Source organism: Streptomyces sp. 549 (assembly GCF_030124175.1).
Classification (GTDB): domain Bacteria; phylum Actinomycetota; class Actinomycetes; order Streptomycetales; family Streptomycetaceae; genus Streptomyces.
In genome coordinates, this window is sequence record NZ_JASKMT010000001.1 from 353,757 (window position 1) to 378,988 (window position 25,232).

The window sequence follows — 25,232 nt, forward strand, 5'->3', positions numbered from 1 at the left end:
CAGGTGTTCTATTTGGAGACGGCACGACGAGGAGGCACCATGCGCTGGGACAACCTGCGGGACGACGGCCCGGGCGCACTGTTCGGGGCCGACGTCGTCAGCCGCACCTTCGACACCCCGGAGTTCCGCGGCATCACCTTCCACGAGGTGCGCGCCCGGTCGATCGTGAACCGGGTCCCCGGCGCCTCGCGCATGCCGTTCGAGTGGACGGTCAACCCCTACCGCGGGTGCACCCACGCCTGCGTGTACTGCTTCGCCCGGCGCACCCACGGCTATCTCGACCTGGACACCGGCACCGGCTTCGACTCCCAGATCGTCGTCAAGACCAACGCGGCCGAGCTGCTGCGCCGCGAGCTGTCCTCGCGGCGCTGGCAGGGCGAGCACATCGCGATGGGCACGAACGTCGACTGCTACCAACGCGGCGAGGGCCGCTACCGGCTCATGCCGGGCATCCTCACCGCGCTGCGCGACCACGCCAACCCGTTCTCCATCCTCACCAAGGGCACCCTGATACTGCGCGACCTCGACCTGCTGCGCTCGGCGGCGGCGGTGACGGACGTGGGGGTGTCGGTGTCGGTCGGCTCGCTCGACGAGCAGCTGTGGCGGACCGTCGAACCGGGCACACCCGCACCCGAGCGGCGCCTTGACGTGGTGCGCACGCTCACCGAGCACGGCATCGGCAGCGGCGTTCTGATGGCGCCGGTCATCCCCTTCCTCGGCGACTCCCCCGCCCAGCTGCGCGAGACAGTCCGCGCCGTCGCCGCCGCCGGAGCCACCTCCGTCACCCCGCTCGCCCTGCACCTGCGGCCGGGCGCCCGCGAGTGGTTCACGGCCTGGCTCACCGAGCACCACCCCGGCCTGGTCCGGCACTACGAGGCGCTGTACGCGGACGGCGCCTACGCGCCCAAGTGGTACCAGCGCCGCATCACGCGGCAGGTCCACGAGCTGGCCGCCGAGTACGGCATCGGACCGTCCGGCCCCGCCCGTCCGCGCCGCGTCCCCGAGCCGGCCGAGCAGTGCGCCGAACCGGCGGACCACACGGGCGGCGTCCAGCTCACGCTGCTCTGACCCCCGCCGGGCCGGGCCCCGCCGGGCCGGACGGCACCCCTGCCGGGGAAAATTTGACGTGTCACCGACATTGACGCCGGGCGAGGATGCGCCCTATAAGGACTGAGAGCGCTCTCACACCGGCAGTGCGACCCGTCCCCCCACCGAGGCGCCGGCCCTGGCACCTCAGTCGCGCCGCCCTCCTCCCCGACCCGCAGGAGGTGCTCCCGCATGAGCACGAGCAGCATCGCGCCACCCCCGACCCGCCGCAGACCCCGTACCGCCCCGGCAGCCGCCCTCGCGGCGGTCGCGGTGGTCCTGGCCCTGGTCGCCGCGGCCTTCACCGCACCGTCCGCACAGGGTGCCGTACCGCCCGCCCCCGGCTGGACGCTCCAGTGGAGCGACGACTTCGACGGCCCGGCCCGCTCGCTGCCCTCGTCCGATCGGTGGCAGATCGACACCGGGTTCGGCTACCCCGGAGGCCCGGCCAACTGGGGCACCGGCGAGATCCAGCGCTACACCGACTCACCGGACAACATCAGCCTGGACGGCAGCGGCAACCTGCGCATCACCCCGCTGCGGGACGGCGCGGGCAACTGGACCTCCGGACGCATCGAGACCCGCCGGGCGGACTTCAAGGCCCCCGCAGGCGGTGTGCTGCGCATCGAGAGCCGGCTGCAGATGCCGAACGTCACCGGTGAGGCCGCCGTGGGGTACTGGCCCGCGTTCTGGGCGCTCGGCTCCCCCTACCGCGGCAACTACTGGAACTGGCCCGCGATCGGCGAGTTCGACATCATGGAGAACGTCAACGGCCTCAACTCCGTCTGGGCGGTGCTGCACTGCGGCGTCAACCCCGGCGGCCCCTGCAACGAGACGCAGGGCCTCGGCGCGAGCCGCCCATGCCCCGGCGCCACCTGCCAGTCGGCCTTCCACACCTACCGGTTCGAGTGGGACCGCAGCGTCTCGCCCAACGAGCTGCGCTGGTACGTCGACGACCAGCTCTACCACAGCCTCAGTCAGAACCGGTTCGACGCGACGACCTGGTCCAACATGACCGACCACGCCGGGTACTTCCTGCTGCTGAACGTCGCCATGGGCGGTGCCTTCCCCGACGGCGTCGCCGGCCGTGCCACCCCGGTCGCCGCCACCGTGCCGGGTCGGCCGATGGTGGTCGACTACGTGGCGGTGTGGACCCGCGGCGGCGGACCCACCGACCCGCCGACCGACCCGCCGGGCAACACCGGTCCGCTGCACCTGCGTTCCGGCGGCACCCTGGGCACCCCGGCGTCCTCGGCGGGCACCGCCACGCTGCCCTCGGCGGGCGGGGCGAACCACGACGGCTCCCCGCACCAGCCGCAGACGTTCACCGTCTCCGGCGTCAACGGGCGCTACAACGGCGGCGCGACGACCTTCGACCTCTTCGTCGACGCGGGCACCCGGGTCGGCAACGGGCAGCAGGTGCGCATCTCCTACGACCGCACGTCCAACGGCACCTGGGACCGGACGGAGACCTACCACTACTTCGCCACCGATCCGGTGCCCGGTTACGAGCGGTACACCCACAGCCGCGGGCTGAAGTCCAGCACCGGCAGCCACGGCGACATGAACGGCGGCCGGGTGCGGGTGGAGGTGTGGAACGCCATCGGCAACGGCCCGAGCACCCTGGGCGTGGGCAACCAGTCCGTCGTACGGATCCCCTTCGGCTGACCGGGTGCCACCCGGAGCCCGGCCCGGGAGCACTCCGCTCTCCGGGCCGGGTGTGCCGGTTGCCGGGTGCCGCAGGAGGCGCCCGGCCGGCTCGCTAGGCTGCGGAGATGCTGATCAGGGAAGCCACCGAGCAGGACTGGGCCGCGCTGTGGCCGTTCATGCGGGAGATCGTCGCCGCGGGCGAGACGTACACCTACGACCGCGACCTGGACGAGGAGCAGCTCCGCGCCCTGTGGATGCTGTCGCCGCCCGGCCGGACGGTGGTCGCCGTCGACGACGACGGCTCGGTGCTCGGCACCGCGAAGATGAACCCGAACCACATGGGCGGCGCCGCGCACATCGCCTCGGCCAGCTTCATGGTCGACCCGCGGCACGGCGGGCGCGGCACGGGCCGCGCCCTGGGCGAGCACGTGCTCGAGTGGGCCCGCTCGGCCGGTTACCTGGCCATGCAGTTCAACGCGGTCGTGGAGTCCAACACCGCGGCGGTGGCACTGTGGCAGTCGCTCGGCTTCACGATCATGACCACGCTTCCGGAGGGGTTCCACCACCCCGCGAAGGGCTACGTCGGCCTGCACATCATGTACCGCAGGCTCTGACGGGGCACGGCCGGCTGCCCGCCCGCACGACAAGGGCCGTGCGTGCGGGCGGGCCGGGGTTACCACCGGGCCGCCCGCCCCGGCGGTGCTACTCGTGCGCGGCGATCAACGGCTCCAGCGGCGAGTCGGGGAACTCCCGCTCGAAGGAGCTGGTGTGCCAGCGGTTGGGGAACAGACCCAGGTGCACGCCGTCGCGGATGCGCACCATCGCCTCGCCGTGCACCAGGCGGGAGCGGTTGAGTGCCTCGGCGCCGTCCTTGTCGGTGGCCCGCGCGAGGCTGTAGCCGAGCGGTTCCAGCCGCACGGCCGCGCCGAACTCGTTCTCCATGCGGTGCTGCACCACGTCGAACTGCATGGGTCCGACCGCGGCCAGTACGGGTGCCTGCTCACCGCGCCGGTCGGAGACGAGGACCTGGACCACGCCCTCCTCGTCGAGCTGGGCGATGCCCCGCCGGAACTGCTTGGTCCGGCCGATGTCGGCCGGCCGCACCACCGCGAAGTGCTCGGGCGCGAAGGTGGGCATCGGCGGGAACTCCGCCGACTTCTCGGCGTAGAGGGTGTCGCCCACCCGCAGTGCGGCGGCGTTGACCAGGCCCACCACGTCTCCGGGGTAGGCCAGCTCCACCGAGGTGCGGTCCTGGCCGAAGACGCTGTGCGCGTACTTGGTGGCGAAGGGGCGGCCCGTCGCCGCGCGGGTCACCGTCATGCCCCGCTCGAAGACTCCCGAGCAGACCCGCATGAAGGCGATCCGGTCGCGGTGCGCCCGGTCCATGTTCGCCTGCACCTTGAAGACCAGGCCGGAGAAGGGGGCGTCGATCGGCCGGGTCCCGCCCGCCCGCAGCGGGCGGGGCGCGGGCGCGGGCGCAAGGTCGACGACCGCGTCCAGCAGCAGCCGGACACCGATGTTGGACAGGGCGGCGCCGAAGAAGACGGGGGTGCTGACGCCCGCCTCGAACGGCTCCCGCTCGTGCTCCCCGCCGGTCTCCGAGAGCAGCGCCAGCTCCTCGGCGGCGCGGGTCCAGTCCTCGCCCTCCTCGGCGGCGGCCCGGTCGGCGTCGACGACCTCCTCCAGCGCCTCCTTCGACCCGCCGGGTGTGCGGGTGTAGCGCAGCATCCGGCCCGGCTCACGCACGTCCACCAGGCCGCGCAGGTCACCGGCGATGCCCACCGGCCAGGTCACCGGGGTGGGCCGCAGCCGGAACTCGCTCTCGATCTCGTCCAGCAGCTCCAGCGCCTCCAGACCGGGCCGGTCCCACTTGTTGACGAAGGTGATGACGGGGACGCCCCGGTGCCGGCAGACGTCGAACAGCTTGCGGGTCTGCTCCTCAAGGCCCTTGGCCGCGTCGATCAGCATGATCGCGCAGTCCACCGCGGCCAGCACCCGGTAGGTGTCCTCGGAGAAGTCCGAGTGGCCGGGGGTGTCCAGCAGGTTCAGCACCTGTCCGCGGTGCTCGAACTGCATCACCGCGGACGTCACCGAGATGCCGCGCGCCTGCTCCATCTCCATCCAGTCCGAGGCGACGCCGCGCCGCGCACCCTTGCCGTGCACCGCGCCCGCCGACGTGATCGCCTGGGCGTGCAACGCCAGCGCCTCGGTCAACGTCGACTTACCCGCGTCAGGGTGGCTGATCACCGCGAACGTCCGCCGGCGTGCCGCCTCCGCGGCCGGGTTCCCGCTCATCGCGCACCCCCGCCGCACGCCGGGCCCACCGGCCGCCGGCCGGAGCCCGCCGCGGCCCCTCCCGGGCCGCGGCGCGGGCCGGGCCGCGGGTCGTCTTGCTGCCAGATCCTGCACATGTGTCGTCACCAGTCCGTCGCGTACCTGCTGCTGCGTGCGCGTGCGCCGGCCCCGACCCAGCGGGTCCGGTGCGGGCACGTCCGACACGACGGTACGTGTTCCGCGGGGGTGCCGGTGCCCGCGCGGGCTCAGTGGGCCCCGGCGCGCAGCGCCGCGGTGCCGGGCGCGCACGCCTCGACGAGCGCCGCCCGCTGCTCCGGCAGCAGGCGCAGCGCGGCACCGCGACGGCTGCCGTCCAGCGCGGCGGCCCCCTCGGCCAGCCATGCCGGGTCGGGTGCGACGCCGATGTGCTCGGCCAGCCGGGCCAGCTCCTCCCGCGGCCGGTCGAGGAGGTCCTCGTAGGCGAGTGCGGTGCGCAGGCCGTCGGGGACGCGGTCGAGCGCCTCGACGCCCTCGGCGACGAGCTGCGCCCACAGCGCGCCGAAGTCGGTGACGGGCAGAGTGCGCTCGAGCACCAGCGCCGGGTCGAACCGGTTCCGCAGCAGGCCGGCCAGGTGCGGGGGCAGCCGCGCGACGTGGGCGTCGGTCAGGGCGCTGAGCGTGGCGACGCCGCTGTACCGGGCGATCTCCCGGAGCTGGATGATCATGCGGTAGCCGGGGTGGCTGCTCATCGACAGCGCGCAGTCCGGGCCGTCGCGGTGCAGGTGGACGAAGCGGGCGTCGGGGAAGGCCGCGTGCAGGCGTGCCACCCAGCCGAGCGAGTAGCCGGACCGCTCCACCGCGGCGCGGCTGCCGTGCTCGGCGCCCAGCAGGCGGAACAGCGCACGGTAGTGGTCGGCGGCCGGGCGGGTGGGCCACTCGGTGACCTGCGGCTCCAGGCGGTCCAGGAGCGCGTCGGGGTCGTCGGTGAGGTGCGGCAGCACCATCAGGCACAGCGCCGGGATGCCGGTGCGCTCGGCGGACCAGCGGCCGGGGCGGCGCGGGTAGAGGAACTCGGGCAGCGGGGCACCGCTGCGGATCATGCGGTCGAAGACCTCGTTGGGCTCGGTGAGCAGGTACCAGAAGTCCACTCCCGAGAGGGGGCGGGCGGGCAGCGGGTCCCGTCCGGGGTCGGCGCCGACGGAGGCGAGGAGCTCGTTGAGGCTGAGCACGTCCGGGTGGGCGCGCAGGATGCGCGACAGCGCGGAGGATCCGCTGCGTCCGGTGCCCACCACGAAGGTCAGGGTCTGTTCGCTCAACGTGCCTCCGCTGCCGTTCGGTTGCCGCTGCCGGTCCGCACACGGACCGGCGTGGTCCAGTAGATGCCGGAGCGCGTGCGCCGGGCAAGGGTGCCTGCCGCGCGGCGGCACGAGACGGAGCGCCGGGCCGGTGGCAGCGCGGGCTTGACCTTCGAGTCCTGTCGAAGGTCTACGGTCGTCGGTATGGGCACGATGCGGATCTCCCAGCTCGCCGGGCGCACCGGTGTTCCGGCGACCACGCTGCGGTTCTACGAGGCTTCCGGGCTCCTGCCCGCGGGCAGGACCGCCTCCGGCTACCGCCTCTACGGGGAGGACGCGGTGGAACGGCTGGCGTTCATCGGCGCGGCCAAGCACCTCGGCCTGCCGCTGAAAGGGGTCGCGGAGCTGCTGCGCGTGTGGGAGTCGGGGGCCTGCCGGGAGGTGAGAGCCGAGTTGCGGCCCAGGATCGCTGCCGGTCTGGCGGCGGCCGAGAGCCGTGCGGCGGAGCTGGCGGAGCTGACCGCCGCGCTGCGGGCCGCGCTGGAGCGCCTGGACGCTCTTCCTGACCGGAGCGACAGGTGCGACCCGGGGTGCGGCTTCCTCTCCCCCGCCGGGACGGGCCTGGGAGCGACGCCGTTCCGGCGCCGTCCCGGGCCGGTGGATGTGGCGTCCGCCCCCCGCCGCCGTGCGGCGGAGCAGCGGACCGAGCGGTGGCGCACCGCACCGGTGGCATGCTCGCTGGGCGGTGAGCAGCTGACCGAGCGCGTGGCGGCCTGGCGGCGGGCCCTGCACGGCGCCCGCCGCCAGGGCGTCCCCGACGGGCTGCGGCTGACGCTGCCCAGTTCTCGCACGGCGGATGTCGCGGCACTCGCGACGGCAGAACAGCGCTGCTGCGCGTTCTTCGACTTCCGTCTCCACCTCGACGGTCCCCAGTTGCACCTGGAGGTGCGCGCCCCGGCCGAGGGGGCCGCCCTGCTGGCCGAGCTGTTCGCCGGCACAGCCTGACCCTCCGCACCGCCCGCCCCACCCCTGGAGCAGAATCTGTTCCCATGTCACTGACCGAACGCCTGCAGAGCGTGCTGGTGGCTCTGGCCGCGCTGACCGGCGTCGGCGCCGGGCTGCTGTGGCCCGTCGGGCCGGCCGCCGGGCACCTGGTCCTGCCCGCCCTGCTGCTGATGCTCACCGCCGTCCTCGTCCAGATGGACGCCGCGCACGTGGGCGAGGTCCGGCAGGCCAGGCCGCTCGTCGCCGCCAGCCTGTTCCTCAACTTCGTCCTCACCCCGGCCCTTGCCTGGGCCCTGGGCGCCGGACTGCTGGGTGGCGAGCCGGATCTCCGGATCGGCCTGCTCCTGCTGCTCGTGACCCCCTGCACGGACTGGTACCTGGTGTTCACCGCCCTCGCCCGCGGTCACACCGGCATCGCCACCGCCCTGCTGCCCGTCAACCTGGTCCTCCAGCTCGCTCTGCTCCCGGTGTACGTGCTCCTGCTGGGCGGGCAGGCCGCGATGATCGACGCCGCCACCCTGACCCGGTCGGTCCTGCTGGTGCTCCTGGTGCCGCTGACGCTGGCCGTGCTGCTGCGGCGTGCGCCGGGTTGGGTCGGCCGGGGCGACCGGAACACCGCCTGGCGCCGGCGGTACGTCACCGGCCCGGCCGGGCGCCTGGTGGTGCCGCTGCTGTGCGTGGCGGTGGCGGCGATGTTCGCCTGGCAGGCCCGCACCGTGGTCGAGCACGCCGCGGACCTGGTCTCGCTGATCGGGCCTCTGGTCGTCTTCTTCGTCCTGCTGCCCCTGATCGCCACCGTCGTGTCCAGGATGCTGCGCCTGCCCGCGCCGCAGCGCGTCACCCTGACCATGACGGTCACCGCCCGCAACTCCCCCATCGCGCTGGCCGTGGCGGTGGCGGCCTTCCCCGACCGGCCGCTCATCGCCGTCGCGCTGGTCGCCGGGCCCCTGCTGGAGCTGCCGCTGCTGGCGGTCATCGCGCAGCTGGTGCGGGTCCGGCACCCGGCAGCGACGCGAGCCGCTCCGTAGCCGACGGGTCAGAGCCCGCGCAGGGCGGCGCCGGCGGCGTTCCGCAGGCGGGTGTGCTCCCGGGCCTCCAGCAGTACCTCCCGGGCCCGCGGGTCGCCCAGGCGTCCCAGTCCCTCGGTGCAGGCGAGCGCGACCGGCCAGTGGTGGTCGGGCCCGGCCAGCAGCCGGCGCAGGGTGTCGATCAGGGCCGGGACCGACTCTGGCGCGTCGAGTTCGGCGAGCAGCCGGACGGGGTGCAGGGCGTAGGCGCTGCGCAGGCCGTTGGCGGCCAGGGCGGCGGCGGCCCGCGCGGTCCTCGGGTCGCCGAGGCGGACCAGCGCCTCGGCGGCGACGGCCCCGCAGGCGGGGTCGCGGTAGTTGAGCAGGAAGACGAGCGTCTCGAAGGCGCGCCGGTCGCCGAGGCGGGCGAGCGCGTAGGAGACGAGCCGGCGGGCCCAGAGCGGCCGTCCCGGTTCGGCGAGCACCGCGGCCAGTTCCTCGCGGGCCGCGCTCGGCGGCCCGTCAGGTCCGGTGCCGCCACCGGCCCGGCGGGCGTCCTCGTCGGCCTGGCGCACCAGGCCGACGAGTCGGGTGGCCTCGGTGCGCTCCGCCGGGCCCGGAAGCCGCCGGGCGAGAAGGTCGAGCCGTGCATAGGCGTCGTCGTCCATACCGCTCGTGTAGTCCATGTCCCGCCCCCGGTCGAGTGGCCCGTCCCACATATCGTCTCGTGCGCGCCCCCTGGTGTTCTTGTTACCCACCGGTTAGCCTGCTCAACAGAGCGGCACCACCGCTCAGGCGGCCTGGTGACGCAGCCGCCGAGAGTGTCAGTCGGTTCAGCACACGCACGTATCTGTACGGCGCCCGGCCCCGGGACAGGGCCGGCCCCGGCTTCCCCCGCCTTCTCCCCTGCCCGCGTTCGCTTCCTCTGCGGCGCGGCCCGGTGCGCGGGGCACACACTCATTCGGCAGTCGTCACCTCAGGAGTCCCGTGATGGACCGTCCCTCCCTCACCACAGTCGCCGTCGTCGGCCTCGGCACGATGGGCACCGGCATCGCCGAGGTCCTGGCCCGTGCGGGCCGCGAGGTGATCGGCATCGACGTCAGCGAGGCAGCCGCCCGGCAGGCGGTCGTCTCCCTGGAGAGCTCCACTGCCCGCGCCGTGGCCCGTGAGCGCCTCTCGCCGCAGGAGCGGCAGGACGTGCTCGCCCGGTTCCGCACCTTCACCGACCTCCAGGCCGCCGCCGAGGCGGACCTGGTCATCGAGGTGGTCACCGAGGACTACCCCACCAAGCAGGCGGTGCTGCACGCGCTGGACGGCGTGGTGAAGCCGACCGCGATCCTGGCGACCGGCACCAACGCCCTGTCCGTCACCCGCCTCGCGGCGGACTCCGCGCACCCCGAGCGTGTGCTCGGCATGCACTTCTTCAACCCGGCCCCGGCGATGAAGCTCGTCGAGGTGGTGTCCTCGGTCCTGACCTCGCCGGACGCGGTGGACGCGGTGACCTCCCTGGCCGAGGACCTGGGCAAGACGCCGATCGCGGTGGGCGACCGGCCGGGATTCGTCGCGGACGGGCTGCTGTTCGGCTACCTGAACCAGGCCGCCGCGATGTACGAGGCCCGGTACGCCAGCCGCGAGGACATCGACGCGGCGATGAAGCTGGGCTGCGGCCTGCCGATGGGCCCGCTGGCCCTGCTGGACCTGATCGGTGTGGACACCGCCAGGACCGTGCTGGAGGGCATGTACCAGGAGTCCAGGGACCGGCTGCACGCGCCGGCGCCGATCCTGGGCCAGCTCAGCCGGGCCGGGCTGACCGGCCGCAAGGCGGGCCGCGGCTTCTACACCTACGCGGCTCCCGGCAGCTCGGAGGTGGTGGCCGACGCCCTCACCCCGGACCCGGACGCCCAGCCTGCCGGGGCCCGCCCGGTGGAGCGGGTCGGCGTCGCCGGTTCGGGGACGATGGCCAGCGGCATCGCCGAGGTGTTCGCCAAGGCCGGCTACTCCGTGGTCCTGGTCGCCCGCAGCGAGGAGAAGGCGGCGGCGGCGAAGGACCGGGTCGGCGGGTCGCTGGCCCGGTCGGTGAAGAAGGGCCGGATGAGCGAGGACGACCGGCAGGCGGTGCTGGAGCGGATCACCCCGGCCGCCTCGCTGGAGGCGATGGCCGACGTGGACCTGGCACTGGAGGCCGTCGCCGAGGACCTCGCCGTCAAGCAGGAGCTGTTCGCGACGCTGGACCGGGTGTGCAAGCCGGGCGCGGTCCTGGCCACCACCACCTCCTCGCTGCCGGTCGTGGCCTGCGCGCAGGCCACCGGCCGCCCGCAGGACGTCGTGGGCATGCACTTCTTCAACCCGGCGCCGGCGATGAAGCTCGTCGAGGTGGTGCGCACCGTGCTGACCGGTGACGACGTGCACGCCACCGTGCGCGAGGTCTGCGGGCGCATCCGCAAGCACCCGGTGGACTGCGGGGACCGGGCCGGTTTCATCGTGAACGCCCTGCTGTTCCCCTACTTGAACAACGCGATCCGCATGGTCGAGGAGCACTACGCCTCGCTGGACGACGTGGACGCCGCGATGAAGCTGGGCGGCGGTTACCCGATGGGCCCGTTCGAACTGCTCGACGTGGTCGGCCTGGACGTGTCGCTGGCCATCCAGAAGGTGCTGCACGACGAGTTCCGCGAGCCGGGCCTGGCCCCGGCCCCGCTGCTGGAGCACCTGGTGGCGGCGGGCTGCCTGGGCCGGAAGACGGGACGCGGCTTCCGCGAGTACGCCAGGCGGTGAGCGCCGCCCAGGGGTGGGGCGGGCTGCTTGATCCGGGAACGGGCGGCCCGCCTGCCGGGCGCACGCCCCCGTGTAACGTTCCCCACATGACGCAGCCCGCCAAGCCCGCCCGTACCGCCGCGTCCTCGCAACGTCTGAAGATGCGCCGCGAGCTGGCCGCGGCGGCGATGGAGCTCTTCGCGACCAAGGGGTACGAGGAGACGACCGTCGACGAGATCGCCGCCGCGGCGGGTGTCGCCCGCCGCACCTTCTTCCGCCACTTCCGGTCGAAGGAGGAGGCGATCTTCCCCGACCACGACGACACCCTGGAGCGGGCCCGCGCGGTGCTGGACGCCGCGCCCGCCCACGAGAACCCGCTCGACACGGTGTGCCAGGGCATCAAGGAGGTCATGCGGATGTACGCGGCCTCCCCGGCGGTGAGTGTCGAGCGCTACCGGCTGACCCGCGAGGTGCCGGCGCTGCGGGAGCGGGAGATCGCCTCGGTGGCCCGTTACGAGCGGCTGTTCACCCGCTACCTGCTGGGCCACTTCGACGAGGCCGCGCACCACGACGGCGACGACGACCCGCTGCTGGCCGAGGTGGCCGCGTCAGCGGTCGTCACCGCGCACAACCACGTGCTGCGGCGCTGGCTGCGCGGCGGCGCGGTGGGCGACGTGGAGGCGCAGCTGGACCGGGCGTTCGCCATCGTGCGGCAGACCTTCGGCACCGGCTTCGGTGCCAGCCGCACCGACGGCACGGCCCCGGCGGCGCCCGCCGCCCGGACGTCGGAGCGGGGTGAGGTGCTGGTGACGGTGGCCCGTACGGACACGCCGCTGGAGGAGATCATGCGCAGCATCGAGCTGACCCTGCGCCGCGCCTGAGCCGCAGCGCCCCGCCTCCCGACCCGTACCCGTAACGACGGCCGGAGCCGCCCCTGCCATGGCGGCTCCGGCCGTCGTACGCTTTCCTGGCCGCCGGGACGGCCGCTGGGCCGTATGCGGGCAGTGTCCGCGCGGCAGCCAGGGTGGCGCGGGCACGGCTGCCATGCTCATCCGTGCACCGCAGATGACAACTGAGAGAAATTCTTGGCACCCAGTGTCTTGTGCGATGGCACTGGGTGTCATACCTTGAACCCCAGTCGGGCACTGTCCCCACGGTCAGACCGTGCCGCCCGACCGCCTGCGTCACAGGCACCACGCGCTCACCCGCGCCGCCGCTGTACCCGCCGAACCGACGGCACTGCCTCAACCCGACGTCCCTCAAGCGTTCCCGCAACACGCTTCGCCGGAGGCATACCGTGAACCCCATCCTTGACGCGATTCTCGCGACAGACAGCACCTCGGCCGACTTCGCCGGCCTTCCGCTCCCGGAGTCCTACCGCGCGGTGACCGTGCACAAGGAAGACGCCGAGATGTTCCAGGGCCTGACGACCCGGGAGAAGGACCCCCGCAAGTCGCTGCACCTGGACGACGTCCCGATCCCCGAGCTGGGTCCGGGCGAGGCCCTGGTGGCCGTCATGGCCAGCTCGGTGAACTACAACTCGGTGTGGACGTCCATCTTCGAGCCGGTCTCCACCTTCGGGTTCCTGGAGCGCTACGGGCGCACCTCCCCGCTGGCCAAGCGGCACGACCTCCCGTACCACATCATCGGCTCCGACCTGGCCGGCGTCGTGCTGCGCACCGGCCCCGGCGTCAACGCCTGGCAGCCCGGTGACGAGGTCGTCGCGCACTGCCTGTCGGTGGAACTGGAGGCATCCGACGGCCACAACGACACCATGCTCGACCCCGAGCAGCGCATCTGGGGCTTCGAGACCAACTTCGGCGGCCTCGCCGAGATCGCCCTGGTGAAGTCCAACCAGCTCATGCCCAAGCCGGACCACCTCAGCTGGGAGGAGGCCGCCTCACCGGGCCTGGTCAACTCGACCGCCTACCGGCAGCTGGTCTCCCGCAACGGCGCCGGCATGAAGCAGGGCGACAACGTGCTGATCTGGGGCGCCAGCGGCGGCCTCGGCTCCTACGCCACGCAGATGGCGCTGGCCGGCGGTGCCAACCCGATCTGCGTCGTCTCCAGCGAGCAGAAGGCGGAGATCTGCCGCCGCATGGGCGCCGACGCGGTCATCGACCGCAACGCCGAGGGCTACAGGTTCTGGAAGGACGAGCACACCCAGGACCCCAAGGAGTGGAAGCGCTTCGGCAAGCGCATCCGGGAGCTCACCGGCGGTGAGGACATCGACATCGTCTTCGAGCACCCGGGCCGTGAGACCTTCGGCGCCTCCGTCTACGTCACCCGCAAGGGCGGCATCATCACCACCTGCGCCTCCACCTCGGGCTACATGCACGAGTACGACAACCGCTACCTGTGGATGTCGCTGAAGCGCATCATCGGCTCGCACTTCGCGAACTACCGCGAGGCGTGGGAGGCGAACCGCCTCATCGCCAAGGGCAAGATCCACCCCACGCTGTCGAAGACGTACACCCTGGAGGAGACCGGGCAGGCCACGTACGACGTGCACCGCAACCTCCACCAGGGCAAGGTCGGCGTGCTGTGCCTGGCCCCCGAGGAGGGCATGGGCGTGCGCGACCCGGAGAAGCGGGAGAAGCACATCGAGGCCATCAACCGCTTCCGGAACGTCTGAGGGACAGCTTCATGACTGAGCGTCAGAAGGATCGTCCGTGGCTGATGCGGACCTACGCCGGGCACTCCACCGCGGAGGCGTCAAACGAGCTGTACCGGCGGAACCTCGCCAAGGGCCAGACCGGCCTGTCGGTCGCGTTCGACCTCCCGACGCAGACCGGCTACGACCCCGACCACGTCCTCGCCCGCGGCGAGGTCGGCCGGGTCGGGGTCCCGGTCGCCCATCTCGGTGACATGCGGCGGCTGTTCCAGGACATTCCACTGGAGCAGATGAACACCTCGATGACCATCAACGCCACCGCGATGTGGACGCTGGCCCTGTACCAGGTGGTCGCCGAGGAGCAGGGCGCCGAAATCGGCAAGCTGCAGGGCACCACGCAGAACGACATCGTCAAGGAGTACCTCTCACGCGGGACGCACGTCTTCCCGCCCGTCCCGTCGCTGCGGCTCACCACCGACATGATCGCCTACACGGTGAACCGCATCCCCAAGTGGAACCCGATCAACATCTGCAGCTACCACCTGCAGGAGGCCGGCGCGACACCGGTCCAGGAGATCTCCTACGCGATGTCCACCGCGATCGCGGTGCTGGACGCGGTCCGCGACTCCGGCCAGGTGCCGCCGGAGCGCATGGGCGACGTGGTCGCCCGGATCTCGTTCTTCGTCAACGCCGGCGTGCGCTTCGTCGAGGAGATGTGCAAGATGCGGGCCTTCGGCCGCATCTGGGACCGGATCACCCGTGAGCGCTACGGCATCGAGAACACCAAGCAGCGGCGCTTTCGCTACGGCGTGCAGGTCAACTCGCTCGGCCTGACCGAGGCGCAGCCCGAGAACAACGTGCAGCGCATCGTGCTGGAGATGCTGGCCGTCACACTGTCGAAGGACGCCCGCGCCCGCGCGGTGCAGCTTCCGGCCTGGAACGAGGCGCTGGGCCTGCCCCGGCCCTGGGACCAGCAGTGGTCGCTGCGCATCCAGCAGGTGCTGGCGCTGGAGAGCGACCTGCTGGAGTACGAGGACCTGTTCGACGGCAGCCACGTCGTGGAGGCCAAGGTCGCCTCGCTGGTCACCGAGTGCGAAGCGGAGATCGAGCGCATCCAGCAGATGGGCGGCGTCATGGCGGCCGTCGAGTCCGGCTACCTGAAGTCCCAGCTGGTCGCCTCGCACGCCGAGCGGCGGGCGCGCATCGAGTCCGGCGAGGAGAAGATCGTCGGCGTCAACGTCCACGAGGGCACCGAGCCGAACCCGCTCACCGCCGACCTGGACACCGCCATCATGACGGTCGACCCCGCCAACGAGGCCCGCGTCGTGGAGGCGCTGGGCCGCTGGCGCGACCAGCGCGACGAGGCGCGCGCCCAGGACGCGCTTGCCGCGCTGAAGAAGGGCGCCGCCGGCGACGCCAACCTGATGGAGGCGACCGTCGAGTGCGCCCGCGCCGGGGTCACCACCGGCGAGTGGGCGTGGGCCCTGCGGGACGTGTTCGGCGAGTTCCGGGCCCCGACCGGGGTGGGCGGCGCGCCGGTGGCCGTCACCGCCGAGGCCGGCTCCACGCTCGCCGCGGTACGCCGCAAGGTGGACGCCACCGCCGCCGAACTGGGCTGCGGCAAGCTCCGGTTGCTCGTCGGCAAGCCGGGCCTGGACGGGCACAGCAACGGCGCCGAGCAGATCGCGGTGCGCGCCCGTGACGCCGGCTTCGAGGTGGTCTACCAGGGCATCCGGCTCACGCCCGAGCAGATCGTGTCCGCGGCCGTCGCCGAGGACGTGCACTGCGTGGGCCTGTCCATCCTCTCCGGCTCGCACGCCGAGTTGGTCCCGGACGTACTGAACCGGCTCCGCCGGACGGGCGCGGACGACGTGCCCGTCATCGTCGGCGGCATCATTCCCGCAGCGGACGCGGAGGCGCTGCGCGCCGCCGGAGTCGCGGCGGTCTTCACGCCGAAGGACTTCGGCATCACGGAGATCATCGGCCGTATCGTCGACGAGATCCGCACAGCGAACAAGCTCGACCCCCTGGAGGTCCCCGCATGACTGCCCCCACCGCACCCGCGGTCAACCGGCTGCGTCCCCGCCGCTCCTGCCTCGCCGTGCCGGGCAGCAACCCGCGCTTCCTGGAGAAGGCCCAGGGCCTCGCCGCCGACCAGGTCTTCCTGGACCTGGAGGACGCCTGCGCGCCGCTCGCCAAGGAGGGCGCCAGGGACACCATCGTCAAGGCGCTCAACGAGGGCGACTGGACCGGCAAGACCCGCGTGGTGCGCGTCAACGACTGGACCACGCACTGGACCTACCGGGACGTGATCACCGTCGTCGAGGGTGCGGGACCGAACCTGGACTGCATCATGCTGCCCAAGGTGCAGGACGCCCAGCAGGTGCACGCCCTGGACATGCTGCTGACGCAGATCGAGAAGACGATGGGCTTCGAGATCGGCCGGATCGGCATCGAGGCGCAGATCGAGAACGCCAAGGGCCTGGTCAACGTCGACGAGATCGCCGCCGCGTCGCCCCGGCTGGAGACCATCATCTTCGGCCCGGCCGACTTCATGGCGTCGATCAACATGAAGTCGCTGGTCGTCGGCGAGCAGCCGCCCGGCTACCCGGCCGACGCCTACCACTACATCCTGATGCGGATCCTGATGGCGGCCCGCGCCAACGACCTCCAGGCGATCGACGGCCCCTACCTGCAGATCCGCAACGTGGACGGCTACCGCGAGGTCGCGCAGCGCGCCGCCGCGCTGGGCTTCGACGGCAAGTGGGTGCTGCACCCCGGCCAGGTGGAGGCGTCCAACGAGATCTTCTCCCCCTCGCAGGAGGACTACGACCACGCCGAACTCATCCTGGACGCCTACGAGTACTTCACCTCCGAGGAGGGCGGCAAGAAGGGCTCGGCGATGATCGGCGACGAGATGATCGACGAGGCCAGCCGCAAGATGGCGCTGGTGATCTCCGGCAAGGGCCGGGCCGCCGGCATGAAGCGCACCTCCGTCTTCGAGCCGCCGACGGCCTGAGCGCGGCCCCTCCCCCGGGCCCCGCGAAGGGGCCCGGGCCCGTTTCCCACCCTCCGGAGAGTCACACCATGCAGTTCGGCCGCACCTACGAGGAGTTCGAGGTCGGTGCTGTGTACAAGCACTGGCCGGGCAAGACGGTCACCGAGTACGACGACCACCTCTTCTGCCTGCTGACGATGAACCACCACCCGCTGCACATGGACGCCAACTACGCGGGCAAGACCACCGACTTCGGACAGAACGTCGTGGTCGGCAACTACATCTACTCGCTGCTGCTGGGCATGTCGGTCCCGGACGTGTCGGGCAAGGCGATCGCCAACCTGGAGATCGAGTCGCTGCGCCACGTGGCGCCGACCTTCCACGGCGACACGCTCTACGGCGAGACGACCGTGCTGGACAAGACGCCGTCGAAGTCGAAGTCGGACCGCGGCATCGTCTACGTGGAGACCAAGGGCTACAAGCAGGACGGCACCGTGGTGTGTGTCTTCCGGCGCAAGGTGATGGTGCCCACCGCCACCTACATCGACGAGCGCGGCGGCGAGCAGCCCGGCCGCCCGGAGCCTGCCGCGCCGCGGCAGACGGGAGCGAAGTGAGATGGGACGTCTCGCGCAGACCGAGGGCCTGACCGACATCCAGCGGGAGATCCTCGCCACCGTCCGCGGCTTCGTCGACAAGGAGATCATCCCGGTCGCCACGGAGCTGGAGCACAAGGACGAGTACCCGGCGGAGATCGTCGAGGGCCTCAAGGAGCTGGGCCTGTTCGGGCTGATGATCCCGGAGGAGTACGGCGGCCTCGGTGAGTCACTGCTCACCTACGCGCTGTGCGTGGAGGAGATCGCCCGCGGCTGGATGAGCGTGTCGGGCATCATCAACACGCACTTCATCGTGGCCTACATGCTCAAGCAGCACGGCACGCAGGAGCAGAAGGACCACTTCCTGCCGAAGATGGCCGCCGGCGAGGTCCGGGGCGCCTTCTCGATGTCGGAGCCGGCCCTGGGCTCGGACGTCTCCGCGATCAGCTCCAAGGGCGTCCGCGACGCAGCCGGCGACTACCTGCTCACGGGCCAGAAGATGTGGCTGACCAACGGCGGCACGTCCACGCTGGTCGCCGTGCTGTGCCGCACCGACGAGGGCCACCCCGAGGGCACCGCGCCGCACAAGTCGATGACCACCTTCCTGATCGAGAAGGAGCCGGGGTTCGGTGAGGTCAAGCCGGGCCTGACCATCCCCGGCAAGATCGACAAGATGGGCTACAAGGGTGTCGACACCACCGAGATGATCATGGACGGGCTGCGGGTCCCGGCCGACCGGGTACTCGGCGGCACGACGGGCCGCGGCTTCTACCAGATGATGGACGGCGTCGAGGTGGGCCGGGTGAACGTCGCCGCCCGCGGCTGCGGTGTCGCCCAGCGCGCCTTCGAGCTGGGCGTCTCCTACGCCCAGCAGCGCAGCACCTTCGGCAAGCCGATCGCCCAGCACCAGGCCATCCAGTTCAAGCTGGCCGAGATGGCCACCAAGGTCGAGGCCGCGCACGCCCTGATGGTGGGCGCCGCCCGCAAGAAGGACGCCGGGCAGCGCAACGACCTGGAAGCCGGCATGGCGAAGTACCTGGCCTCGGAGTACTGCAAGGAGGTCGTCGAGGACGCCTTCCGCATCCATGGCGGCTACGGCTTCTCCAAGGAGTACGAGATCGAGCGCCTGTACCGGGAGGCACCGATGCTCCTGATCGGTGAAGGTACTGCCGAGATCCAGAAAATGATCATCGGACGGCGACTGCTCGAGGAGTACCGCCTCCAGGGCTGAATGTCCCGGTATGCACCCCGGTTCCACGGGGTCCCGGCACGCCGTGAGCCGGGGTCGGCAACGCCGATCCCGGCTCTGGCTTTCCCAGTTGCCCCTTGGAGCCGATACCATTCAGTCAAAGCCGTGGTCCACCCTTACTCTGCGCGGCACCCTCCGCTACGAAGGTCTTCCATGTCCCACAGCCCCTCTTCTGCCCCCAGCGGGCGAGTCCGCCTCGCGCGCGGAGCGTCGCCGTGGCTCCTGCCGACGGTGGCCACCGCCGCTCTCAGCCTCGCCCGCGCGCGGCACTCGCGCCGGGCGGCGGCCCTGGCCGTACCCGCCACCGCGCTCGCCGCCGGCATGCTGTGGTTCTTCCGGGACCCGGAGCGGGAGATCACCTCCGGACGGGTGATCTCCCCTGCCGACGGCGTCGTCCAGTCCATCATGAACTGGAAGGACGGCCGCACCCGGGTCGCGATCTTCATGAGCCCGCTCAACGTGCACGTCAACCGCGCCCCGCTGGCCGGCACCGTGACGTCGGTCGAGCACGTGCCCGGTGGCTTCGTGCCCGCCTTCAACAAGGAGAGCGAGCACAACGAGCGGGTGGTGTGGCACTTCGACACCGAGCTCGGCGACATCGAGATGGTGCAGATCGCGGGCGCCGTGGCGCGCCGCATCGTGCCGTACGTGCCGCAGGGCAGCAAGGTCGAGCAGGGCGAGCGGATCGGACTCATCCGGTTCGGCTCTCGAGTCGACATCTACCTCCCGGAGGGTGTCGAGGTCGACGTCGAGGTCGGCCAGACCACCACCGCGGGGGTGACCCGACTTGACCGTGATTGATCCCGACGGTTCTCCGTCCTGGACTCTTGAGGACGAGGCGGACGACGAGGACGAGATGCCGCTGTCGACAAGACTGTCGATAGCGGACACGCTCACCCTGGGCAACGCGACGTGCGGCTTCATGGCCGTCTACTTCACGACCACGGGTGTGCTCATCCCGCACCTCACCGGCGCCGAGGACAGCGGCATGGCGCGGCACAGCGCCGCGACGGCCGTGATGCTCATGCTGCTCGCCTCGATCTTCGACCTGTTCGACGGCATCGTGGCCCGCAAGCTGCGCAGCTCGGCGATGGGCGCGGAGCTGGACAACCTCTCCGACCTGATCAGCTTCGGCCTGGCACCGGCCTACTTCGTGCTGGTCTGGGGCATGGTCGCCAGCGACGCCCACCAGCACGTCTCGGCGCTGGCCGCCATCGTGGTACTGCTGGCGGTGGTGCTGCGGCTTGCCAGATTCTCCTGCGTGACCCTGCGTGACGGGATCTTCCAGGGCATGCCGAGCCCGTTCGGCGCACTGACCGTCGTCTCCATCGTGCTGCTGGAGCTGCCGTTCATCCCGACGCTGCTGGCCATCGTCGGCGTCGCGTGGCTGATGGTGAGCCGGGTCGAGTACCCCAAGCCGCGCGGGGTGCTCGCGGTGGGCATGCTGAGCTGGATCGTGCTGGCCATGGGCATGCTGGCCGCCTGGGCCTTCAACGCCCCCGGCGGCGAGCTGCTGCTCCAGACGGGCTGCGCACTCCAGCTGGTACTGGGCGCGGTGATCCCGCTGTTCGCCACCGCCCGCCGGGTCAACACCTTCCGCGACAACCGGCGCGAGGCCAGGGCCGCCGCCCAGGGCTGACCGCACGGTACGCCACGCACCACACGCCGCGGCCCCGGGAGACTGCTCGTCTCCCGGGGCCGCGGCGTCCTTGCGGTGTGTACCGTGCGGTCAGCCGCCCGGGGTGAAGTCGGCGGCGGCGGGCGCCGCGGCGCCCTCCTTCTCCACCTTCAGGCCGCCGGGGACCGAGTCGTCCGGCTTCAGGATGTAGCTCTCCCGGGTCGACGGCGCGGCCGGGTCGGAGAAGTCGTGCTTGATGCCGAACCCGTTGTCGTAGGACTCCATCGTGGCGAGCGCCTTGGCGACACCGTCACGGGTGAGGTCCTTGTCCTCGCAGGCCTTCTTCAGCGCCTCGGCGAACACCGACGCGGCGCTCCAGCCGGCCACCACGCCGTTGTCGAGCACGTCCTTGGGGTACTCGTCCTTGTACGCCTTGGCGAGCCGGCTGGGCGCGGGCTCCTCGGAGCCGATCGGCAGCGTCGAGGTGGCGACGTAGAAGTCCTTCATCAGGGCCGGTCCGGCCTGCGTCTGGAGCAGCTGCGGCGCGAACGCGGAGTTGTTGCCCACCACGGGCACGTTCAGCCCGCCGGCCGCCGCGACACCCACCAGGGAGGCCGCCTGCCGCGGGCCCGCGCTGATCAGCATCGCCTTCACCCCCGCCCGCTTCAGCGCGGCCACCTGAGCGGACATGTCCTCGTCCGTCGGCTTGATCTTCTGCTCGACGATCTCCAGCCCCGCGCCCTCGGCGGCGTGCTTGGCACCCTGCAGCGCGTTCTCGCCGTAGTCGCCCTCGAAGTAGACGTGGCCGACCTTGTCGCCCTTCTTCAGGCCCTTGTCCTCCACCAGGAAGTCGACGGCGTTGATCGTCTCCACGTCGTAGCTGGCGCCGATCACCCGGATGTACTCGCTGCCCAGCAGCGAGGCGGCCCACGCCTGCGGCAGCACCAGCGCCTTGTCCTTGGCGATGCGGCCCTTGGTGGCGCCCACGAACGGCGAGCCGATGAACTGCACGAAGCCGAGCACGTCCGGCTCCAGCTCGGTGTAGGCGGGAATGGCCTTGCCCGCGTCGTAGCCGTGGTCGCGCACCGTCAGCTTCAGCTGCCGGTCGCAGATGCCGCCGTCCTCGTTGATGCGCTTGACGTACAGCTGCTGGGCCTGGGTGACGCTCTTGCCCAGCGACGCGTAGACACCGGTCATGTCGGTGAGCGCGCCCAGCGGGATGGTCTTGTCCGTGACACCGTTGCCGGTCTTCACGCCGCCGGTGCCGGCGGTGGGCTCGTCGCTGCCCGCGGACTTGCTGCTGCACGCGGCGGTGGCGAGCAGCGCCACGGCCAGGGCCGCTGCGGCGGCCGTGCGGGGCACGCTGGTTCTTGTCATACCTGTACCTCGTCCTTCTTGAGGGTCTTCCGGTTCGTCTTCTTGAGGAACCGGGCGAGCGGCCCGCCGGTCGTGGCGAGACGCACCAGCCCGCCGGGCAGGAAGAGCACGATGACGACGACGGCCGCGCCGTAGAGGTAGCGGGCCATCTCGCCCGGGGCGACGCCGCCGGTGCCGGGCGCCGACACCAGTGGCAGTGCGTCGCTGTAGCGGTTGAGGATCTGCGGCAGCAGCGACACGAAGGCGGCGCCGACCACCGCTCCCGCCACCGACCCCAGGCCGCCGATGACGATCATCGCCAGGTACTCCAGGGACAGGATGAAGCCGAAGTACTCCGGCACCGTGCGCTGGAAGACCAGCGCCAGCATCACCCCGGCCAGCCCCGCGTACATCGACGACAGCACGAACACCGCGCCGCGGTAGCGGGCCACCGGCACGCCCATCACCCCGGCCGCCACGCGGTGGTCGCGGATGGCGTTCATCGCCCGCCCGGGACGCCCACGCAGCACCCCGCGGGCGAACAGCGCACAGCACGCGACCAGCAGCAGGCCGACGTACCAGAGCTTCTCCGCCGCCTGGAACGGCACGGACGCCACCATCACCCGGGTGTCGTCGAAGGCGAAGCCGAACAGCGACAGCGCCGGCACGTCCCGGCCGTTGTAACCACCGGTCAGGTCATGGGCGTTGAACAGCACGTGCTGGCCGATGAAGATCAGCGCCAGGGTGGCGATGCCCAGGTAGGCGCCGCGCAGCCGGCCCGCGATGGGGCTGAAGATGCCGCCCGCGGCGCCTGCGATGAGCACCGCCAGCACCGCCGCCAGCCACGGCGGCAGGCCCAGACCCGTCAGTTCGCCCTCCTGCCCGTCACCGGCGAGCGCGCAGTAGCCGTAGGCGCCGACGGCGAGGAAGAAGGCGTGCCCCAGGGAGAGTTGACCGGTGGCGCCGGTGAGCATGGTGAGCCCGATGGCGCCGATGGCCGCGGCCATGGCGAACAGTCCGGCCTGGAGCCAGAACCGGTCCAGGTAGAAGGGCAGGGCGAGCAGCACCACACCGCAGGCCGCCCACAGGTATCCCGCACGGCGCTCAGACACGGCTCAGCTCCTTCGTTCCGAACAGCCCGGCCGGGCGCACCAGCAGGACGAGGATCATCACCACGTAGGGCGCCATCTCGCCGATGCCGCGGCCCAGGAAGATCAGGTCGCCCTGGTACCCGGTGGCCAGTGCCTCGGTGACGCCCACGATCAGGCCGCCGACCAGGGCGCCCGTCGTGGAGTCGAGCCCACCGAGGATCGCCGCGGGGAACGCCTTGAACGCCGCGAGTGCGGTTCCGCGTTCGAGCCCCGGGGTCGGGAAGACCGACAGGAACAGCGCGGCGACCGCGGCGAGTCCGCCCGCCACCGCCCAGGCCGACATCGACACCCGGCCCAGCCGGACGCCCATCAGCGCGGCCGTCTCGGGGTGTTCGGCGGCGGCCCGCATCGACACGCCCCACGAGGTGTAGCGGAACGCCAGCAGGAACGCGGTGATGAGGACGGCGGCGACCACGAACGCGGCCAGCCGGCTCTGCGGCACGGTCATCGCGCCCATCGTCAGCACCCGGTCGCCCCACGGGTCGTTGAGCCCGTACACGTCGGAGCCGATCCGGCGGGTGAGTTCGGTGATGAGGATGATGTCCACGCCGATGGTCACGATGGCGAGCACGCTGTGGTCCTTGCCGCGGTAGCGGCGGATCACCAGGAACTCCACCAGCGCGCCGACCGTCGCAGCGCCCAGCACACCCGCCAGCAGCGCCATCAGGAAGCCGATGTCGTCCTGGAGCACGGCGGTCAGGTAGCCACCGACGAGCAGCAGCGAGGCGTGCGCGAAGTTCACCACCTCGGTCGCCTTGAAGATGATCACGAAGCCGAGCGCGATCAGTGCGTAGACCGATCCGAGGGAGATCCCGTTGAGCAGCAGCTCGGTGAAGGTCGTCACGACGCGTCCTCCTCACCGAGGTAGGCCCGGACGACCGCCGGGTCGTTCTGCACCTGGGCGGGAGCGCCGTCCGCGATCCGCCGTCCGAAGTCGAGTACGGTCACCGCGTCCGCGAGCCGCATCACCACCCCCATGTCGTGCTCCACCAGGACGATCGAGATGCCGAGGCTCTCGCGGACCCCGGCGATGACGGCGGCCGTGCGCCGCCGGTCGTCGCCGCTCATGCCGGCGACGGGTTCGTCGAGCAGCAGCACCTGCGGCTCCATGGCCAGGGCGCGGCCCAGCTCGACGAGTTTCTGCAGCCCGTAGGGCAGTGCGCCGGCCGGCTGGTCGAGCGTGCCCTCCAGGCCGACGAACGCGGCGATCTCCTCGATCCGCTCGCGGTGCCGTGCCGCCTCGCGCACGGCCGACGGCAGCCGCAGCCCGGACGCGAGGAAGCCTGCCCTCGTCAGCCGGTGCCGCCCCAGCATCAGGGCGTCGGCGACGGTCAGGTGCGGCGAGAGCACGATGTTCTGGAAGGTGCGCGCGACGCCGAGCGAGGCGATGCGGTGCGGCGGCAGCGCGGTGAGTTCCGCGTCGCCGAACCGCACGCTGCCCGACGCGGCCCGGTACACCCCGGACAGCACGTTGAAGCAGGTGGACTTGCCGGCGCCGTTGGGGCCGATGACGGCGTGCACGCTGCCCGGCTCCACGGTGAACGAGACGGCGTCCAGGGCGGTGAGTCCGGCGAAGCGCACCGTCACGTCCCGCACCTGGAGCGGAGGGATGTCCGGGCCGGGCGCGGCCGAGGGGGCCGACAGGGTCGTCTCCGTCACGGCACCCACCTGCTGAGCGTCATGGCGGGCCGCTGCTCGGGGGCCGCGTCCGCCGCGGCCTCCTCGTCGACCACACCCAGGTAGCGGCGCCGCACCTCGTCGGAGGCGGCGAGTTCCGCCGCCGGTCCCGACAGGGCCACCTCGCCCACCTCCAGCACGTACGCCGACGACGCCAGCCGCAGCGCCATGGCGGCGTTCTGCTCGACCAGCAGCACCGACGTGCCCTGCGCGTTGATGTCCCGCACGGTGTCGGCGATGCGGGCCGCCATCATGGGGGCCAGCCCCAGCGACGGCTCGTCCAGCAGCAGCAGCTTCGGCCCGGCCATCAGCGCCCGGCCGATGGCGAGCATCTGCTGCTCGCCGCCGGAGAGCAGCCCGGCGCGCTGCCGCGCACGCTCCTTGAGCACCGGGAACAGCTCGTGGACCCGGTCCAGGGCCGCGGCGGCCGTACGGCGCCCGCCGCTCGCACCGAGGTGCCCGGCCCGCAGGTTGTCGGCCACCGTCATCCGGGCGAACACCTGACGCCCCTCGGGGACCTGCACCACCCCGGCCGCGACCACCTGGGCCGGTGACATGCCGTCCAGCCGCTGCCCGGCGAAGTGCACCGACCCCTCGCCGGTCACCCCGCCGTGGAACCGCAGGGTGCGGGAGATCGCCCGCAGCAGTGTCGACTTTCCCGCCCCATTGCCGCCGAGCACGGTCACCACCGCGCCCTCGGGCACTTCCACGGAGACTGCGTTCAGCGCCCGCACCGGACCGTAGCCCACGGAGACCGCCCGCACCTCCAGTGCCGAAGCCGTCATCGGCTCCTCCTTCCACCGGGATACCGCGCCACCACAGCACCGGCCGGGCGGCCCCGTCCACGTGCGGCGGCCGAATCGCTACCCGTGACCAGCGGCGACGCCGACCCGTTGTGCACGGGC

General features: G+C 72.0%; 22 protein-coding genes. 14 read left to right on the forward strand and 8 right to left on the reverse strand.

Annotated features, from left to right (window positions below; genetic code table 11):
• Positions 1 to 39: 39 nt before the first annotated feature.
• The 3 genes from QNO07_RS01600 (at position 40) to QNO07_RS01610 (ending at position 3,350) form a co-directional block, all read left to right on the forward strand.
• Positions 40 to 1,068 (forward strand): Rv2578c family radical SAM protein, encoded by a 1,029-nt coding sequence (locus QNO07_RS01600; protein ID WP_283989494.1) that lies wholly within the window; start codon positions 40 to 42, stop codon positions 1,066 to 1,068.
• Between the two features lie 210 nt (positions 1,069 to 1,278).
• Positions 1,279 to 2,754: a glycoside hydrolase family 16 protein gene (locus tag QNO07_RS01605; RefSeq protein WP_283989495.1), complete on the forward strand. Its 1,476-nt coding sequence runs from the start codon at positions 1,279 to 1,281 to the stop codon at positions 2,752 to 2,754.
• A 107-nt stretch (positions 2,755 to 2,861) separates the two neighbouring features.
• Positions 2,862 to 3,350, forward strand: coding sequence for a GNAT family N-acetyltransferase (locus tag QNO07_RS01610; RefSeq protein ID WP_283989496.1), 489 nt, complete (start codon positions 2,862 to 2,864; stop codon positions 3,348 to 3,350).
• A gap of 88 nt (positions 3,351 to 3,438) precedes the next feature.
• On the opposite strand, the gene QNO07_RS01615 is transcribed toward QNO07_RS01610, so the two are convergent.
• Both QNO07_RS01615 and QNO07_RS01620 read right to left on the reverse strand, forming a co-directional pair.
• The gene (locus QNO07_RS01615) at positions 3,439 to 5,031 is read right to left on the reverse strand and encodes a peptide chain release factor 3 (protein WP_283989497.1); all 1,593 of its coding nucleotides are present in this window, start codon (positions 5,029 to 5,031) and stop codon (positions 3,439 to 3,441) included.
• Positions 5,032 to 5,276: 245 nt separating this feature from the next.
• Positions 5,277 to 6,326: a sulfotransferase family protein gene (locus QNO07_RS01620; RefSeq protein ID WP_283989498.1), complete on the reverse strand. Its 1,050-nt coding sequence runs from the start codon at positions 6,324 to 6,326 to the stop codon at positions 5,277 to 5,279.
• Between the two features lie 183 nt (positions 6,327 to 6,509).
• Between QNO07_RS01620 and QNO07_RS01625 the strand changes: the two genes are divergently transcribed.
• Both QNO07_RS01625 and QNO07_RS01630 read left to right on the forward strand, forming a co-directional pair.
• A complete protein-coding gene (locus QNO07_RS01625; RefSeq protein WP_283989499.1) occupies positions 6,510 to 7,310 on the forward strand; it encodes a MerR family transcriptional regulator in 801 nt (266 codons plus the stop codon).
• A gap of 44 nt (positions 7,311 to 7,354) precedes the next feature.
• Positions 7,355 to 8,338 (forward strand): arsenic resistance protein, encoded by a 984-nt coding sequence (locus QNO07_RS01630; protein ID WP_283989500.1) that lies wholly within the window; start codon positions 7,355 to 7,357, stop codon positions 8,336 to 8,338.
• An 8-nt stretch (positions 8,339 to 8,346) separates the two neighbouring features.
• Here QNO07_RS01630 and QNO07_RS01635 read toward each other — a convergent pair whose 3' ends face one another.
• Positions 8,347 to 9,003 carry a HEAT repeat domain-containing protein gene (locus QNO07_RS01635; RefSeq protein ID WP_283989501.1) on the reverse strand — a complete coding sequence of 219 codons (657 nt, stop codon included), beginning with the start codon at positions 9,001 to 9,003 and terminating at the stop codon, positions 8,347 to 8,349.
• A gap of 304 nt (positions 9,004 to 9,307) precedes the next feature.
• On the opposite strand from QNO07_RS01635, the gene QNO07_RS01640 reads away from it, so the two are divergent.
• The 9 genes from QNO07_RS01640 to pssA all read left to right on the forward strand — a co-directional run bounded on the left by QNO07_RS01640 (position 9,308) and on the right by pssA (position 20,164).
• Entirely contained in the window at positions 9,308 to 11,092 is a 1,785-nt protein-coding gene (locus QNO07_RS01640; protein ID WP_283989502.1) for a 3-hydroxyacyl-CoA dehydrogenase family protein, read from the forward strand.
• Positions 11,093 to 11,178: 86 nt separating this feature from the next.
• Positions 11,179 to 11,952: a TetR family transcriptional regulator gene (locus tag QNO07_RS01645; RefSeq protein WP_283989503.1), complete on the forward strand. Its 774-nt coding sequence runs from the start codon at positions 11,179 to 11,181 to the stop codon at positions 11,950 to 11,952.
• 416 nt (positions 11,953 to 12,368) lie between these two features.
• Positions 12,369 to 13,706: a crotonyl-CoA carboxylase/reductase gene (gene ccrA, locus QNO07_RS01650; RefSeq protein WP_283989504.1), complete on the forward strand. Its 1,338-nt coding sequence runs from the start codon at positions 12,369 to 12,371 to the stop codon at positions 13,704 to 13,706.
• Positions 13,707 to 13,717: 11 nt separating this feature from the next.
• Positions 13,718 to 15,730: an ethylmalonyl-CoA mutase gene (locus tag QNO07_RS01655; RefSeq protein ID WP_283989505.1), complete on the forward strand. Its 2,013-nt coding sequence runs from the start codon at positions 13,718 to 13,720 to the stop codon at positions 15,728 to 15,730.
• Complete coding sequence (locus tag QNO07_RS01660) at positions 15,727 to 16,704, forward strand: HpcH/HpaI aldolase/citrate lyase family protein (protein WP_283989507.1); 978 nt, start codon at positions 15,727 to 15,729, stop codon at positions 16,702 to 16,704. The genes QNO07_RS01655 and QNO07_RS01660 overlap by 4 nt, the downstream gene beginning before the upstream one ends.
• A gap of 68 nt (positions 16,705 to 16,772) precedes the next feature.
• Positions 16,773 to 17,297 carry a MaoC family dehydratase gene (locus tag QNO07_RS01665; protein ID WP_283989508.1) on the forward strand — a complete coding sequence of 175 codons (525 nt, stop codon included), beginning with the start codon at positions 16,773 to 16,775 and terminating at the stop codon, positions 17,295 to 17,297.
• A 1-nt stretch (position 17,298) separates the two neighbouring features.
• A complete protein-coding gene (locus QNO07_RS01670; protein WP_283989509.1) occupies positions 17,299 to 18,507 on the forward strand; it encodes an acyl-CoA dehydrogenase family protein in 1,209 nt (402 codons plus the stop codon).
• A gap of 171 nt (positions 18,508 to 18,678) precedes the next feature.
• Positions 18,679 to 19,326: a phosphatidylserine decarboxylase gene (locus QNO07_RS01675; RefSeq protein ID WP_283989510.1), complete on the forward strand. Its 648-nt coding sequence runs from the start codon at positions 18,679 to 18,681 to the stop codon at positions 19,324 to 19,326.
• Positions 19,313 to 20,164 (forward strand): CDP-diacylglycerol--serine O-phosphatidyltransferase, encoded by an 852-nt coding sequence (gene pssA, locus QNO07_RS01680; protein ID WP_283989511.1) that lies wholly within the window; start codon positions 19,313 to 19,315, stop codon positions 20,162 to 20,164. The genes QNO07_RS01675 and pssA overlap by 14 nt, the downstream gene beginning before the upstream one ends.
• 90 nt (positions 20,165 to 20,254) lie before the next feature.
• Here pssA and QNO07_RS01685 read toward each other — a convergent pair whose 3' ends face one another.
• Genes QNO07_RS01685 through QNO07_RS01705 form a run of 5 tightly spaced genes read right to left on the reverse strand, consistent with a single transcriptional unit; the run spans position 20,255 to position 25,112 of the window.
• Positions 20,255 to 21,520 (reverse strand): ABC transporter substrate-binding protein, encoded by a 1,266-nt coding sequence (locus tag QNO07_RS01685; protein ID WP_283989512.1) that lies wholly within the window; start codon positions 21,518 to 21,520, stop codon positions 20,255 to 20,257.
• On the reverse strand, positions 21,517 to 22,611 hold the full coding sequence (locus QNO07_RS01690) for a branched-chain amino acid ABC transporter permease (RefSeq protein WP_283989513.1): 1,095 nt from the start codon (positions 22,609 to 22,611) through the stop codon (positions 21,517 to 21,519). The genes QNO07_RS01685 and QNO07_RS01690 overlap by 4 nt, the downstream gene beginning before the upstream one ends.
• Positions 22,604 to 23,494 (reverse strand): branched-chain amino acid ABC transporter permease, encoded by an 891-nt coding sequence (locus QNO07_RS01695; RefSeq protein WP_283989514.1) that lies wholly within the window; start codon positions 23,492 to 23,494, stop codon positions 22,604 to 22,606. The genes QNO07_RS01690 and QNO07_RS01695 overlap by 8 nt, the downstream gene beginning before the upstream one ends.
• Complete coding sequence (locus tag QNO07_RS01700) at positions 23,491 to 24,309, reverse strand: ABC transporter ATP-binding protein (protein ID WP_502961746.1); 819 nt, start codon at positions 24,307 to 24,309, stop codon at positions 23,491 to 23,493. Before QNO07_RS01700 ends, QNO07_RS01695 begins: the two co-directional genes overlap by 4 nt.
• Positions 24,306 to 25,112, reverse strand: a complete 807-nt coding sequence (locus QNO07_RS01705; protein WP_283989515.1) for an ABC transporter ATP-binding protein — start codon at positions 25,110 to 25,112, stop codon at positions 24,306 to 24,308. The genes QNO07_RS01700 and QNO07_RS01705 overlap by 4 nt, the downstream gene beginning before the upstream one ends.
• Between the last annotated feature and the right edge of the window lie 120 nt (positions 25,113 to 25,232).

Excerpts from the sequence above, each read along its gene's own strand:
- QNO07_RS01685 (WP_283989512.1), bottom strand. The coding sequence starts at position 21,520 with ATGACAAGAACCAGCGTGCCCCGCACGGCCGCCGCAGCGGCCCTGGCC.
- QNO07_RS01610 (WP_283989496.1), top strand. The coding sequence starts at position 2,862 with ATGCTGATCAGGGAAGCCACCGAGCAGGACTGGGCCGCGCTGTGGCCG.
- QNO07_RS01635 (WP_283989501.1), bottom strand. The coding sequence starts at position 9,003 with ATGGACTACACGAGCGGTATGGACGACGACGCCTATGCACGGCTCGAC.
- QNO07_RS01660 (WP_283989507.1), top strand. The coding sequence starts at position 15,727 with ATGACTGCCCCCACCGCACCCGCGGTCAACCGGCTGCGTCCCCGCCGC.
- QNO07_RS01675 (WP_283989510.1), top strand. The coding sequence starts at position 18,679 with ATGTCCCACAGCCCCTCTTCTGCCCCCAGCGGGCGAGTCCGCCTCGCG.
- QNO07_RS01625 (WP_283989499.1), top strand. The coding sequence starts at position 6,510 with ATGGGCACGATGCGGATCTCCCAGCTCGCCGGGCGCACCGGTGTTCCG.
- QNO07_RS01670 (WP_283989509.1), top strand. The coding sequence starts at position 17,299 with ATGGGACGTCTCGCGCAGACCGAGGGCCTGACCGACATCCAGCGGGAG.
- QNO07_RS01600 (WP_283989494.1), top strand. The coding sequence starts at position 40 with ATGCGCTGGGACAACCTGCGGGACGACGGCCCGGGCGCACTGTTCGGG.
- QNO07_RS01605 (WP_283989495.1), top strand. The coding sequence starts at position 1,279 with ATGAGCACGAGCAGCATCGCGCCACCCCCGACCCGCCGCAGACCCCGT.
- QNO07_RS01645 (WP_283989503.1), top strand. The coding sequence starts at position 11,179 with ATGACGCAGCCCGCCAAGCCCGCCCGTACCGCCGCGTCCTCGCAACGT.
- QNO07_RS01655 (WP_283989505.1), top strand. The coding sequence starts at position 13,718 with ATGACTGAGCGTCAGAAGGATCGTCCGTGGCTGATGCGGACCTACGCC.
- QNO07_RS01615 (WP_283989497.1), bottom strand. The coding sequence starts at position 5,031 with ATGAGCGGGAACCCGGCCGCGGAGGCGGCACGCCGGCGGACGTTCGCG.
- QNO07_RS01630 (WP_283989500.1), top strand. The coding sequence starts at position 7,355 with ATGTCACTGACCGAACGCCTGCAGAGCGTGCTGGTGGCTCTGGCCGCG.
- QNO07_RS01705 (WP_283989515.1), bottom strand. The coding sequence starts at position 25,112 with ATGACGGCTTCGGCACTGGAGGTGCGGGCGGTCTCCGTGGGCTACGGT.
- QNO07_RS01640 (WP_283989502.1), top strand. The coding sequence starts at position 9,308 with ATGGACCGTCCCTCCCTCACCACAGTCGCCGTCGTCGGCCTCGGCACG.
- QNO07_RS01665 (WP_283989508.1), top strand. The coding sequence starts at position 16,773 with ATGCAGTTCGGCCGCACCTACGAGGAGTTCGAGGTCGGTGCTGTGTAC.